This window comes from Cupriavidus sp. 30B13 (genome assembly GCF_049059565.2).
Taxonomy (GTDB): Bacteria; Pseudomonadota; Gammaproteobacteria; order Burkholderiales; family Burkholderiaceae; genus Cupriavidus.
Window position 1 is genome coordinate 1,414,488 of the sequence record NZ_CP188223.1, and the last position, 13,041, is coordinate 1,427,528.

Consider the following 13,041-nt stretch of genomic DNA (forward strand, 5'->3'; position numbering starts at 1 on the left):
GGATTTCCGCTATAATCGCCGGCTGTCGTCGCCAGTCCGAGGGGCAACCTGCGGTTCCGGCGCCGGCAGCGATGCAAATATGCCTGAGAAGTAATGCAAAAGGCACGACGCAGGCGGCGCATTCCGCGCTGTAGCGTTCGCAAGTGAAAAGGAAATCACCATGGCAGCCGCCGAAACCAGCAAGACCGATATCATCAAGCAGTTCGCACGCGCAACCAACGACACCGGCAGCCCCGAAGTCCAGGTCGCCCTGCTGACCAACCGCATCAACGAACTGACCCCCCACTTCAAGGCCAACATGAAGGATCACCACAGCCGCCGCGGCCTGCTGCGCATGGTGAGCCGTCGCCGTCGCCTGCTGGACTACCTCAAGGCCAACGATGCCGACCGTTATCGTTCGCTGATCGAGAAGCTGGGCCTGCGCAAGTAAGCACCAGGATCGTCCGGATGGCAGCACGAATGGATGCACTGCACGCCTTCGCGTGAAGCCATGAATGCCTGCGTCAGCCCCGCTGATGCAGGCATTTTGTTTTTGCGGGCCGAGCCCGCGACGCTGCCGGGTGGAGTGATGCCTGTTCCACCCGGCAGCGCCAGGCGCCCCTGCCTGACGCCCGTTGCGCCAAGACGTGCAACGGAGTAAGTTACTTCGTTCTTTAGCTTTTTTTCATACCGGAGTCGGGCAAGGAAGCGGGGCTTTGTGTCATTCCAGCGTGGTATCCGCGGTATCGGCCGTGGTATCGGGTACCCCGCTGGAATGGCATAGCACTTCCCTGTGACCGCGACCGACGCGCATCCGGCGGTTCGCCCGCGGCTGCTAACGCGGGCATTGCACAAGCGTGCAAGCACGAACAAAGGAACGCTCATGACCATGTTCAACAAGATCGTCAAGGAATTCCAGTGGGGTCAGCACACGGTGCGCCTGGAAACCGGCGAAATCGCCCGCCAGGCTGGCGGCGCCGTGATCGTCGACGTGGAAGACACCGTGGTGCTGGCCACCGTGGTGGCCGCCAAGTCGCCCAAGGCCGGCCAGGATTTCTTCCCGCTGACCGTCGACTACATCGAAAAGACCTACGCCGCCGGCAAGATCCCAGGCGGCTTCTTCAAGCGTGAAGGCCGTCCGTCGGAAAACGAGACGCTGACCTCGCGCCTGATCGACCGTCCGCTGCGCCCGCTGTTCCCGGAAGGCTTCTACAACGATGTGCAGGTGGTGATCCACGTGCTGTCGCTGAACCCGGAAGTGCCGGCCGACATCCCCGCGCTGATCGGCGCCTCGGCCGCGCTGGCCGTGTCGGGCATTCCCTTCAGCGGCCCCGTGGGCGCCGCCCGCGTCGGCTACAAGGACGGCCAGTACCTGCTCAACCCGACCCGCTCGCAGATCGCCACGTCGCAGCTCGACCTGGTCGTGGCCGGTACCGAGCGTGCCGTGCTGATGGTGGAATCGGAAGCCCACCAGCTGTCGGAAGAAGTGATGCTGGGCGCCGTGGTGTACGGCCACGAGCAGATGCAGACCGCCATCAACGCCATCCATGACCTGGTGCGCGACGGCGGCAAGCCCGAATGGGACTGGGCGCCGGCGCCGAAGAACGAAGCGCTGATCGCCAAGGTCGGCGAGATCGCGCTGCCGCTGCTGCAGGACGCCTACCAGCTGCGCCAGAAGTCGGCGCGCAGCCAGAAGCTCAAGGAAGTCTACGCCGCCGTGACGGCCCAGCTGGCCGAAGCCGGCGTGGAAGCCGACAAGGTCGAGGTGGGCAACGTGCTGTTCGACATCGAGGCGAAGATCGTGCGCAGCCAGGTGCTGTCGGGCGAGCCGCGCATCGACGGCCGCGACACCCGCACCGTGCGCCCGATCGAGATCCGCTCGTCGGTGCTGCCGCGCGCGCACGGCTCGGCCATCTTCACCCGCGGCGAGACGCAGGCGCTGGTGGTGGCCACGCTGGGCACCAAGGGCGACGAGCAGATCATCGACGCGCTCGCCGGCGAATACCGCGACCGCTTCATGCTCCACTACAACATGCCTCCGTTCGCCACCGGCGAAACCGGCCGCGTGGGCAGCCCGAAGCGCCGTGAAATCGGCCACGGCCGCCTGGCCAAGCGCGCGCTGATCCCGGTGCTGCCGAAGGACGACGAGTTCGCCTACACCATCCGCCTGGTCTCCGAAATCACCGAATCCAACGGCTCGTCGTCGATGGCATCGGTGTGCGGCGGCTGCCTGGCGCTGATGGACGCCGGCGTTCCGGTCAAGGCGCACGTGGCCGGCGTGGCCATGGGCCTGATCCTGGAAGGCAACAAGTTCGCCGTGCTGACCGACATCCTGGGCGACGAGGACCACCTCGGCGACATGGACTTCAAGGTGGCGGGCACCGACGCCGGCATCACCGCGCTGCAGATGGACATCAAGGTCCAGGGCATCACCAAGGAAATCATGCAGGTCGCGCTGGCGCAGGCCAAGGAAGGCCGCCTGCACATCCTGGGCAAGATGCAGGACGCCATGGGCCATGCGCGCACCGAGCTGTCGGAGCACGCGCCGCGCATGATCACCATGAAGATCCATCCGGACAAGATCCGCGAAGTGATCGGCAAGGGCGGCTCGACCATCCAGGCGCTGACCAAGGAAACCGGCACCACCATCGACATCCAGGAAGACGGCACCATCACCATCGCCTCGACCTCGACCGAAGGCATGGCCGAAGCCAAGCGCCGCATCGAAGGCATCACCGCGGAAGCCGAAGTGGGCAAGATCTACGCCGGCACCGTGCTCAAGCTGCTGGACTTCGGCGCGATCGTCAACATCCTGCCGGGCAAGGATGGCCTGCTGCATATCTCCGAGATCGTCAACGAGCGCGTCAAGGACATCAAGGACTGGCTCAAGGAAGGCCAGCAGGTTCGCGTCAAGCTGATCCAGGCCGACGAGAAGGGCCGCCTGCGCCTGTCGCTGAAGGCCGCGCTGGCCGAAGAGGGTGGCAGCATCAGCCCGATCGTCAACAGCGACGCGCCGGCGAACCCGTCGGCGGAACAGCAGCAGTAAGCTGCCCCGCAGTACCCGTAGCAGGAAAAACGGCTGGCGATGTCCAGCCGTTTTTTTGTTTACACTGCGCGAGTCCCGGCCCGGCGCCGCGGCGCGCCTCCAGGGGCCGCGCCGCCGCCGGCCTCCCCGATACCGACCCCAGCCATGCGCGCGAACGCAGCCGCATGCGCAATGCAAGGAGCAGACATGCAAGCCATCGAAATCCGCGAATACGGCGCCCCCGAAGTCCTGCAGCTCACGCAGCGCCCCGATCCCGAGGCCCGGGCGGGCGAGATCCTGATCCGCGTGACCGCCGCCGGGGTCAACCGCCCCGACGTGTTCCAGCGTACCGGCAACTATCCGGTGCCGCCGGGCGCGTCCGACCTGCCCGGGCTGGAAGTGGCCGGCGTGGTGGCCGGCGGCGATCTCTCGCATCCCGACAACCGCTTCGGCCTCAAGCTGGGCGACCGCGTCTGCGCGCTGCTGCAGGGCGGCGGATATGCCGACCTGTGCGCCGCGCCGGTGGCGCAGTGCCTGCCGGTGCCGCCCGGCCTGTCGGATATCGAGGCGGCGGCCCTGCCGGAGACCTTCTTCACCGTGTGGAGCAATGTGTTCGACCGCGGCTACCTGGGGCGCGGCCCGCTCGGCAAGGACGAGACCCTGCTGATCCAGGGCGGCTCGAGCGGCATCGGCACCACCGCCATCCAGATCGCCAAGGCGCTCGGCCACAAGGTCTTCGTGACCGCCGGCAGCGCCGAGAAATGCCGCGCCTGCGAGGCGCTCGGCGCCGACCGCGCCATCAACTACAAGACCGAGGATTTCGCCGCCGAGGTCAAGGCGCTGACGGGCGGCCGCGGCGCCGACGTGATCCTCGACATGGTGGCCGGCCCCTACCTGGCGCGCGAACTGTCCTGCGTGGCCGACGACGGCCGCATCGTCATCATCGCGCTGCTGGGCGGCGCCAAGGCGGAGATCCCGCTGGCCGACATCCTGCGCCGCCGCATCACCGTGACGGGCTCGACGCTGCGCCCGCGCCCGGTCGCCTTCAAGGGCGAGATCGCGCAGGCGCTGCACCGGCACGTGTGGCCGCTGCTGGCCGCCGGCAAGATCAAGCCGGTGATCCACCAGACCTTCCCGGCGGCGCAGGCCGCCGCCGCGCACCGCCTGATGGAGTCCAGCGAGCATATCGGCAAGATCGTCCTGACCTGGTAAAGGCGGCAGGGCAGGGCGTGCGGCCCCGGGGCGCTCCCGGGCCGGCTTGGGGCCGCTTTGGTGGCGTAGGGCCCGCGCCCGCGCTACAATAGCGGGTTTTATCGAGAGAGGCGCTCCGTGAGACAAAAGCTCGTCATCGGCAACTGGAAGATGCACGGCAGCCTGGCCGCCAACGCGGCCCTGCTGGCAGGTATCAAGGCCGCGCCGGCAAGCGCCCGCCTGGCGGTGTGCGCGCCGTTCCCGTACCTGGCGCAGTGCCAGTCGCTGCTGGCCGGCTCGGCCGTGGCATGGGGCGCGCAGGATGTCTCGGCCGAGGCGCGCGGCGCGTTCACCGGCGAGGTGGCGGCTTCGATGCTGGCCGAATTCGGCGTTTCCTATGTCCTGGCCGGGCACTCGGAGCGCCGCAGCTATCATGGCGAGACCGATGCCGTGGTCGCCGCCAAGGCATTGCGCGCGCTCGAGTCCGGCATCGTGCCGGTGGTGTGCGTGGGCGAGACCCTGGCGCAGCGCGAGGCAGGCGAGACCGAGGCCGTGGTCGGCCGCCAGCTCGATGCCGTGCTGGAGGCGCTTTCGGCCGAGCAGCTCGGGCGCATCGTGCTGGCCTACGAGCCGGTGTGGGCGATCGGTACCGGCAAGACCGCCAGCAGCGCGCAGGCCCAGGCCGTGCATGCCTTCCTGCGCGGCCGCGTGGCGGCGCGCGACGCCGGCGTGGCGGCCGGCATGGCCATGTTGTACGGCGGCAGCGTCAAGCCGGACAACGCGGCAGAACTGTTTTCCATGCCCGACATCGACGGGGGCCTCATCGGAGGCGCCGCGCTGAAGTCGGACGATTTCCTCGCGATCGGCAACGCCTGAATGCCGGCCGCTCACATGGTCTGATCAGGCAAGCGAATCGAATCAAATGGCAATTTTCAAAACTCTGTTGGTGGTGGCGCAGGTACTGTCCGCGCTTGGCGTGATCGGCCTGGTGCTGCTGCAGCATGGCAAGGGCGCCGATGTCGGCGCGGCATTCGGCTCGGGCGCCTCGGGCAGCCTGTTCGGCGCCACCGGCTCGGCCAACTTCCTGTCGCGCACCACGGCCGTGCTGGCATCGCTGTTCTTCATCTGCACGCTGAGCCTGACGCTGATGGGCAACTATCGTCCCGCCGCCTCGCTGGGCGTGATGGGCGCCGCGCCGCAGTCGGCGCCGGCGCCTGCCGCGGCGGCTTCGGCCCCCGCTGCGCCTGCCGTGGCAGCGTCGGGCGCAGCCGCGCCCGCAGTACCGAAATAATCAAGCGGCCTTGCGACTGATTCTTGAAGATTTTTGTAGTTGTGCGTTGAACAAAACAAGAATTTTGGGTTAGAATGCAAGGCTTGAAACGATCCCCCAGCGACGGGGCTCCAGCCAGGATAGAGGTATCCCAGCCAGAGTTCCGAAGGGTGTAAAAACCCTGGGCCCCAAGGCCAGCGCCAGGCAATATTGTTTCTCCCCCAGCCGACGTGGTGAAATTGGTAGACACGCTATCTTGAGGGGGTAGTGGCGAAAGCTGTGCGAGTTCGAGTCTCGCCGTCGGCACCAAACAACTTGATCGGGGCGTGGAGTCCGGAGTGCATCCCGGCTTCCTGCCCCGGCCAGTCCGCAAGGCGGCGTCGTAATTTCTACGGAATGGCGCTTGGGGTGGGCAACAGGTCGCCGCTAGCTGCTGGTGCTGTTGACAACATTCCAGATAAGGCTGGCCGTACCTTGAATCTCGAAGCCTACTTCCCCGTCCTCATCTTCATCATCTTCGGTGTCGTGCTCGGCGTGGCACTGATGTCGATTGGCCGGATCCTCGGCCCCAACAAACCTGATCCCGCGAAGCTCTCTCCGTACGAGTGCGGCTTCGAAGCGTTCGAGGACGCGCGCATGAAGTTCGACGTGCGCTACTACCTCATCGCTATCCTGTTCATCCTGTTCGATCTCGAAACCGCCTTCCTTTTCCCGTGGGGTGTAGCCCTGCGCGACATCGGCTGGCCGGGTTTCTTCTCCATGGGCGTGTTTCTGCTGGAATTCATCGTGGGCTTCGTCTACATCTGGAAAAAAGGCGCGCTCGATTGGGAGTGATGTGAAATGGCAATCGAAGGCGTTCTCAATGAAGGCTTCGTCACGACTACCGCTGACAAGCTGATCAACTGGACCCGCACCGGGTCGCTCTGGCCGATGACCTTTGGCCTGGCCTGCTGTGCGGTGGAAATGATGCATGCCGGCGCGGCACGCTACGACCTGGACCGCTTCGGCGTGGTGTTCCGTCCGTCGCCGCGGCAGTCCGACGTGATGATCGTGGCCGGCACGCTGTGCAACAAGATGGCCCCCGCGCTGCGCAAGGTCTACGACCAGATGGCGGAGCCGCGCTGGGTGATCTCGATGGGGTCGTGCGCCAACGGCGGCGGCTACTATCATTACTCGTATTCCGTGGTGCGCGGCTGCGACCGCATCGTGCCGGTCGACATCTACGTGCCGGGCTGCCCGCCGACGGCCGAAGCGCTGATCTACGGCGTCATCCAGCTGCAGAACAAGATCCGCCGCACCAACACCATCGCGCGCAAGGGCTGACATGGCGAACCTCGATACCCTGAAGGCCGCGCTCGAAAAGACATTGGGCAAGCGTATCCAGAAACTCGTCGAAGCGACAGGGGAGCTAACCCTGATCGTCAAGGCCGGCGACTACCTGGAAACCGCGCTGATGCTGCGCGACGATCCCGCGCTGCGCTTCGAGCAGCTGATCGACGTGTGCGGCGTGGACTATTCTTCCTTCGGCGACGGCGCCTGGGACGGTCCCCGCTTCGCCGCGGTGACGCACCTGCTGTCGATCACGCACAACTGGCGCCTGCGCGTGCGCGTGTTCGCGCCGGACGACGACGTGCCCGTGGTGCCCTCGCTGATCGACGTCTGGAATTCGGCCAACTGGTTCGAGCGCGAAGCGTTCGACTTCTACGGCATCGTATTCGAAGGCCACCCCGACCTGCGCCGCCTGCTGACCGACTACGGTTTCGTCGGCCATCCGTTCCGCAAGGACTTCCCGGTGTCGGGCTTCGTCGAAATGCGCTACGACCCCGAGCAGAAGCGGGTGATCTATCAACCCGTGACCATCGAGCCGCGTGAAATCACGCCGCGCGTGATCCGGGAAGAGAACTACGGCGGCTTGCAGCACTGAGAAGCGCAATGGCAGACATCAAGAACTACACCCTGAACTTCGGCCCGCAGCACCCGGCAGCGCACGGCGTGCTGCGCCTCGTGCTCGAGCTCGACGGCGAAGTGATCCAGCGCGCCGACCCGCACATCGGCCTGCTGCACCGTGCCACCGAGAAGCTGGCCGAGCAGAAGACCTGGATCCAGAGCGTGCCCTACATGGACCGCCTCGACTACGTGTCGATGATGGTCAACGAGCACGCCTACGTGATGGCGATCGAGAAGCTGCTCGACATCGAGGTGCCGCTGCGCGCGCAATACATCCGCGTGATGTTCGACGAGATCACGCGCCTGCTGAACCACCTGATGTGGATCGGCGCGCATGCGCTGGACGTGGGCGCGATGGCGGTGTTCCTGTACGCCTTCCGCGAACGCGAGGACATGTTCGACATGTACGAGGCGGTGTCGGGCGCGCGCATGCACGCGGCCTACTACCGTCCGGGCGGCGTGTACCGCGACCTGCCCGACACGATGCCGCAATACAAGGCGTCGAAGATCCACAACGAGCGCGCCATCAAGGCCATGAACGAAGCGCGTTCGGGCTCGCTGCTGGACTTCATCGAGGACTTCACCAACCGCTTCCCGAAGTACGTCGACGAATACGAGACGCTGCTCACGGACAACCGGATCTGGAAGCAGCGCCTGGTCGGCATCGGCGTGGTGAGTCCCGAGCGCGCGCTGCAGATGGGCTTTACCGGCCCGATGCTGCGCGGCTCCGGCATCGAGTGGGACCTGCGCAAGAAGCAGCCCTACGAAGTGTATGACCGCATGGACTTCCAGGTGCCGGTGGGCATGGGCGGCGACTGCTATGCCCGCTACCTGGTGCGCGTGGAAGAAATGCGCCAGTCCAACCACATCATCAAGCAGTGCATCGACTGGCTGCGCCGCAATCCGGGCCCGGTGATGAGCGACAACCACAAGGTGGCGCCGCCGTCGCGCGTGGACATGAAGACGAACATGGAGGAGCTGATCCACCATTTCAAGCTCTTCACCGAAGGCATCCACGTGCCCGAGGGCGAGACCTACGCGGCGGTGGAGCACCCGAAGGGCGAGTTCGGCATCTATGCGATCTCCGACGGTGCGAACAAGCCGTACCGCCTGAAGATCCGGGCGCCCGGCTTTGCCCATCTGGCGGCCCTCGACGAAATGGCCAAGGGCCACATGATTGCAGACGCGGTAACGATCATCGGTACGCAGGACATCGTCTTCGGCGAGATCGACCGCTAACAGGAGCCGCCGGCCCCGGACGACGATCCGGGCGCCCCTGGCAGGGATCCGGGCAAGTCCCGCGTCCGGCCACGGGAAACCCGCGGTGGGCCAGGCATGCTTCGACATGCGGGCCGCAACGGCAGCGACGGCTGCAAACCTGCGCAATGCGCGCCATGTGGCGGGCATGAACGCAAATGACTCGGCGTATTACAGCAACGACCATGCTATCAGCAGAAGCTCTCAAGGAAATCGATCGCGCGATCGCCAAGTATCCGGCTGACCAGAAGCAGTCGGCCGTGATGGCGGCGCTGGCCGTGGCACAGGGCGAAGTGGGCTGGGTCTCTCCGGAAGTCATGCAGTTCGTCGCCAGCTACCTCGACATGCCTCCGGTGTGGGTCGAGGAAGTCGCGACCTTCTACAACATGTACGACACCAAGCCGGTCGGCAAGTACAAGCTGACGGTCTGCACCAACCTGCCGTGCGCCCTGTCGGGCGGCGAGCGGGCCGGCGAGTATCTCAAGCGCAAGCTCGGCATCGACTACAACGAAACCACCCCGTGCGGCACCTTCACCCTCAAGGAAGGCGAGTGCATGGGCGCCTGCGGCGACGCGCCGGTGATGATCGTCAACAACACGCGCATGTGCAGCTTCATGAGCGACGCGAAGCTGGACCAACTGGTTGACGAGCTGAAGGCCGCCGACTCCGCCACGGGGGACAAGTAACATGACCTCTCTGCACGACCGCCACATCAAGCCGCTGATCCTGGCCGGCCTCGATGGCAGCAACTGGCACCTCGAAGACTACGTCAAGCGCGGCGGCTACCAGCAGCTCAAGCGCATCCTGACCGAGAAGATCACGCCCGAGCAGGTGATCGCGGACGTCAAGGCCTCGGGCCTGCGCGGCCGCGGCGGCGCGGGCTTCCCCACCGGCCTGAAGTGGAGCTTCATGCCGCGCCAGTTCCCGGGCCAGAAGTACCTGGTCTGCAACACCGACGAGGGCGAGCCCGGTACCTTCAAGGACCGCGACATCATCCGCTACAACCCGCACGCGCTGATCGAAGGCATGGCCATCGGCGCGTATGCGATGGGCATCACCGTGGGCTACAACTACATCCACGGCGAGATCTGGAACGAATACCGGATCTTCGAGCAAGCCCTCGAAGAGGCGCGCGCGGCCGGCTTCCTGGGCGACGACATCCTGGGCTCGGGCTTCAACTTCCAGTTGCATGCCCACCACGGCTACGGCGCCTACATCTGCGGCGAGGAAACCGCGCTGCTCGAATCGCTGGAAGGCAAGAAAGGCCAGCCGCGCTTCAAGCCGCCGTTCCCGGCCAGCTTCGGCCTGTACGGCAAGCCGACCACCATCAACAACACCGAGACGTTCGCCGCGGTGCCGTTCCTGCTGGCCGTCGGCCCGGACAACTACCTGAAGATGGGCAAGCCGAACAACGGCGGCACCAAGATCTTCTCGGTGTCCGGCGACGTCGAGCGTCCCGGCAACTACGAGATCCCGCTGGGCACGCCGTTCTCGGCGCTGCTGGAGCTCGCCGGCGGCATGCGCGGCGGCAAGCGCATCAAGGCGGTGATCCCGGGCGGCTCGTCCGCGCCGGTGGTGCCGGGCGACATGATGATGGCGTCCGACATGGATTACGACTCGATCGCCAAGGCCGGCTCGATGCTGGGCTCGGGCGCGGTGATCGTGATGGACGAGACGCGCTGCATGGTCCGCTCGCTGCTGCGCCTGTCGTACTTTTACTTCGAAGAATCGTGCGGACAGTGCACGCCGTGCCGCGAAGGCACCGGCTGGCTCTACCGCATGGTGAATCGCATCGAACACGGGGAAGGTCGCCAGGAAGACCTGGACCTGCTCAATAACGTCGCTGAAAACATCATGGGCCGCACCATCTGCGCGCTCGGCGATGCGGCAGCGATGCCGGTCCGCGGCATGCTCAAGCACTACTGGAAAGAGTTCGAATATCACGTCGAACACAAGCAGTGCATGGTTCCGGCCTACTCTTAAGCGTGGCAGAACATGGTTGAACTCGAGATCGACGGCAAGAAGGTTGAGGTTGCTGAAGGCAGCCTGGTGATGGAAGCCGCCCGCAAGCTGGGCACCTACATCCCGCACTTCTGCTACCACCGCAAATTGTCCATCGCGGCGAACTGCCGCATGTGCCTGGTCGAGGTTGAAAAGGCGCCCAAGGCGCTGCCGGCCTGCGCCACTCCCGTCACCGCGGGCATGAAGGTCTTCACCAATTCGGAGAAGGCGGTCAAGGCCCAGAAGTCGGTGATGGAATTCCTGCTGATCAACCACCCGCTGGACTGCCCGATCTGCGATCAGGGCGGCGAGTGCCAGCTGCAGGATCTGGCCGTCGGCTACGGCGGCTCCGGCTCGCGCTACAAGGAAGAAAAGCGCGTGGTGTTCCACAAGAGCGTGGGCCCGCTGATCTCCATGGAGGAGATGACGCGCTGCATCCACTGCACCCGCTGCGTGCGTTTCGGCCAGGAAGTGGCCGGCGTGATGGAGCTGGGCATGCTCAACCGCGGCGAGCACTCCGAGATCACGACGTTCGTCGGCCAGACGGTCGACTCCGAACTGTCGGGCAACATGATCGACCTGTGCCCGGTCGGCGCGCTGACCAGCAAGCCGTTCCGCTACTCGGCCCGCACCTGGGAACTGGCCCGCCGCAAGTCGGTGTCGCCGCATGACGGCCTGGGCGCCAACCTGGTGGTGCAGACCAAGAACCAGCGCGTGATGCGCGTGCTGCCGCTGGAAAACGAAGACGTCAACGAGTGCTGGCTGTCCGACAAGGACCGCTTCTCGTACGAAGGCCTGAACAGCGCCGACCGCCTGACCAAGCCGCTGCTCAAGCAGGGCGGCGAGTGGATGGAAACCGACTGGCAGACCGCGCTGGAATATGTGGCCAACGGTCTGGCCGGCATCAAGCGCGACCACGGCGCCGACCAGATCGCCGCGCTGGCCAGCCCGCACAGCACGCTGGAAGAACTCCACCTGCTGGCCAAGCTGGTGCGCGGCCTGGGCAGCGACAACGTCGACTTCCGCCAGCGCCAGACCGATTTCTCGGCCGCCGTGAAGGGCGCGCCGTGGCTGGGCCTGCCGATCGCCGAGGTCTCCGCGCTGCAACGCGTGCTGGTGATCGGCTCGGCCCTGCGCAAGGATCATCCGCTGCTGGCCGCGCGCCTGCGCCAGGCCGGCAAGAAGGGTGCCCGCGTGGCGGTGCTCGGCGCCAACGCCGACGACCTGCTGATGCCGCTGGCCGCGCGCATCGACGTCGCGCCGTCGGCCTGGGCCGCCGCGCTGGCCGGCGTGGCCCGCGCCGTGGCCGCCGCCAAGGGCGTGGCCGCTCCGGCCGGCACCGACGGCTTCGATGGCGACGACAAGGCCAGGCTGGTCGCCGACGCGCTGCTGTCGGGCGAGCGCCGCGCCGTGTTCCTCGGCAACGAGGCCGTGCGCCATCCGCAATTCGCCACGCTGCACGCGCTGGCGCAGTGGATCGCCAGCGAGACCGGCGCCACGCTGGGCTTCCTGACCGAAGCCGCCAACACCGTGGGCGGCCATATCGCCGGCGCGCTGCCGCAGAACGGCGGCGCCAACGCGCAGGCCATGTTCGACACCCCGCGCCGCGCCTACGTGCTGCTCAACACCGAACCCGAGTTCGACGCCGCCAACCCGCGCCAGGCGCTGGCCGCGCTGGGCCAGGCCGGTACCGTGGTGGTGCTGTCGCCGTTCCGCTCGGAAGCCGCGCTGCAGTATGCCGACGTGATCCTGCCGGTGACGCCGTACACCGAGACCGCCGGCACCTTCGTGAACTGCGAAGGCCTGCCGCAGAGCTTCAACGGCGTGGTCCGCGCGCTCGGCGATGCGCGCCCGGCCTGGAAGGTCCTGCGCGTGCTGGGCAACCTGCTGGACGTGCCGGGCTTCGACTACGAGACCGCCGAAAACGTGCGCGACGAAGTGCTGGCCAGGCCGGTCGCGGCGCAGCTGGACAACACCACCGACGCAGCCATCCGCGTGAGCGCGGCGGCCGGCGGCATCGAGCGCGTCGCCGACGTGCCGATCTACCACGCCGACCCGATCGTGCGCCGCGCCGATTCGCTGCAGCTGACCGCGGCCGCGCGCCGCGCCATGCAAGCCGGCCTGTCGGCCGACCTGTTCGCCTCGCTCGGCGTGCGGGCGGGCGACCCGGTGCGCGTGACGCAGGGGCAGGGCAGCGTGGTGCTGCCGGCAGTGCTGGAAGCGGCGCTGCCCGCGAACACCGTGCGGGTGTCCGCCGGCACCGTCGCCGCGGCCAGCCTGGACGCCACGAGCGGCACCGTCACCGTTGAGAAAGCCATCGACCTGGCCAGCGCCGCGAAGGGTGCGGCCGAGCCGGCGGCCACGGCATAAG

12 protein-coding genes and 1 tRNA gene are annotated in these 13,041 nt (G+C 66.5%); all 13 read left to right on the forward strand.

Features of this window, described 5'->3' with window-relative positions:
- The first annotated feature begins 160 nt into the window (after positions 1-160).
- The 13 genes from rpsO to nuoG all read left to right on the forward strand — a co-directional run bounded on the left by rpsO (position 161) and on the right by nuoG (position 13,040).
- Positions 161-430 carry a 30S ribosomal protein S15 gene (gene rpsO / locus ACKI2N_RS06590; protein WP_420992704.1) on the forward strand — a complete coding sequence of 90 codons (270 nt, stop codon included), beginning with the start codon at positions 161-163 and terminating at the stop codon, positions 428-430.
- Positions 431-862: 432 nt separating this feature from the next.
- Positions 863-3,025, forward strand: a complete 2,163-nt coding sequence (pnp, locus tag ACKI2N_RS06595) for a polyribonucleotide nucleotidyltransferase (protein ID WP_420992703.1) — start codon at positions 863-865, stop codon at positions 3,023-3,025.
- 186 nt (positions 3,026-3,211) lie between these two features.
- On the forward strand, positions 3,212-4,216 hold the full coding sequence (locus tag ACKI2N_RS06600) for an NAD(P)H-quinone oxidoreductase (protein WP_420992702.1): 1,005 nt from the start codon (positions 3,212-3,214) through the stop codon (positions 4,214-4,216).
- A gap of 150 nt (positions 4,217-4,366) precedes the next feature.
- On the forward strand, positions 4,367-5,071 hold the full coding sequence (gene tpiA / locus ACKI2N_RS06605; protein ID WP_426990837.1) for a triose-phosphate isomerase: 705 nt from the start codon (positions 4,367-4,369) through the stop codon (positions 5,069-5,071).
- Between the two features lie 46 nt (positions 5,072-5,117).
- Complete coding sequence (gene secG / locus ACKI2N_RS06610) at positions 5,118-5,486, forward strand: preprotein translocase subunit SecG (RefSeq protein ID WP_420992700.1); 369 nt, start codon at positions 5,118-5,120, stop codon at positions 5,484-5,486.
- Between the two features lie 203 nt (positions 5,487-5,689).
- Positions 5,690-5,774 (forward strand) — tRNA-Leu (locus ACKI2N_RS06615).
- Between the two features lie 165 nt (positions 5,775-5,939).
- Positions 5,940-6,299: an NADH-quinone oxidoreductase subunit A gene (locus tag ACKI2N_RS06620; protein WP_420992699.1), complete on the forward strand. Its 360-nt coding sequence runs from the start codon at positions 5,940-5,942 to the stop codon at positions 6,297-6,299.
- A gap of 6 nt (positions 6,300-6,305) precedes the next feature.
- Complete coding sequence (locus tag ACKI2N_RS06625; RefSeq protein WP_020203631.1) at positions 6,306-6,788, forward strand: NuoB/complex I 20 kDa subunit family protein; 483 nt, start codon at positions 6,306-6,308, stop codon at positions 6,786-6,788.
- Position 6,789: 1 nt separating this feature from the next.
- Positions 6,790-7,389, forward strand: a complete 600-nt coding sequence (locus ACKI2N_RS06630; RefSeq protein ID WP_420992698.1) for an NADH-quinone oxidoreductase subunit C — start codon at positions 6,790-6,792, stop codon at positions 7,387-7,389.
- A gap of 8 nt (positions 7,390-7,397) precedes the next feature.
- Positions 7,398-8,651 carry an NADH-quinone oxidoreductase subunit D gene (locus ACKI2N_RS06635; RefSeq protein ID WP_420992697.1) on the forward strand — a complete coding sequence of 418 codons (1,254 nt, stop codon included), beginning with the start codon at positions 7,398-7,400 and terminating at the stop codon, positions 8,649-8,651.
- Between the two features lie 203 nt (positions 8,652-8,854).
- Positions 8,855-9,355 (forward strand): NADH-quinone oxidoreductase subunit NuoE, encoded by a 501-nt coding sequence (nuoE, locus tag ACKI2N_RS06640; RefSeq protein WP_420992696.1) that lies wholly within the window; start codon positions 8,855-8,857, stop codon positions 9,353-9,355.
- A 1-nt stretch (position 9,356) separates the two neighbouring features.
- Positions 9,357-10,652, forward strand: a complete 1,296-nt coding sequence (nuoF, locus tag ACKI2N_RS06645; RefSeq protein ID WP_420992695.1) for an NADH-quinone oxidoreductase subunit NuoF — start codon at positions 9,357-9,359, stop codon at positions 10,650-10,652.
- Between the two features lie 12 nt (positions 10,653-10,664).
- Entirely contained in the window at positions 10,665-13,040 is a 2,376-nt protein-coding gene (nuoG, locus tag ACKI2N_RS06650) for an NADH-quinone oxidoreductase subunit NuoG (RefSeq protein WP_420992694.1), read from the forward strand.
- Position 13,041: the final 1 nt, after the last annotated feature.

Excerpts from the sequence above, each read along its gene's own strand:
- secG (WP_420992700.1), top strand. The coding sequence starts at position 5,118 with ATGGCAATTTTCAAAACTCTGTTGGTGGTGGCGCAGGTACTGTCCGCG.
- ACKI2N_RS06600 (WP_420992702.1), top strand. The coding sequence starts at position 3,212 with ATGCAAGCCATCGAAATCCGCGAATACGGCGCCCCCGAAGTCCTGCAG.
- tpiA (WP_426990837.1), top strand. The coding sequence starts at position 4,367 with ATGCACGGCAGCCTGGCCGCCAACGCGGCCCTGCTGGCAGGTATCAAG.
- nuoF (WP_420992695.1), top strand. The coding sequence starts at position 9,357 with ATGACCTCTCTGCACGACCGCCACATCAAGCCGCTGATCCTGGCCGGC.
- ACKI2N_RS06630 (WP_420992698.1), top strand. The coding sequence starts at position 6,790 with ATGGCGAACCTCGATACCCTGAAGGCCGCGCTCGAAAAGACATTGGGC.
- ACKI2N_RS06635 (WP_420992697.1), top strand. The coding sequence starts at position 7,398 with ATGGCAGACATCAAGAACTACACCCTGAACTTCGGCCCGCAGCACCCG.
- nuoE (WP_420992696.1), top strand. The coding sequence starts at position 8,855 with ATGCTATCAGCAGAAGCTCTCAAGGAAATCGATCGCGCGATCGCCAAG.
- pnp (WP_420992703.1), top strand. The coding sequence starts at position 863 with ATGACCATGTTCAACAAGATCGTCAAGGAATTCCAGTGGGGTCAGCAC.
- nuoG (WP_420992694.1), top strand. The coding sequence starts at position 10,665 with ATGGTTGAACTCGAGATCGACGGCAAGAAGGTTGAGGTTGCTGAAGGC.
- rpsO (WP_420992704.1), top strand. The coding sequence starts at position 161 with ATGGCAGCCGCCGAAACCAGCAAGACCGATATCATCAAGCAGTTCGCA.
- ACKI2N_RS06625 (WP_020203631.1), top strand. The coding sequence starts at position 6,306 with ATGGCAATCGAAGGCGTTCTCAATGAAGGCTTCGTCACGACTACCGCT.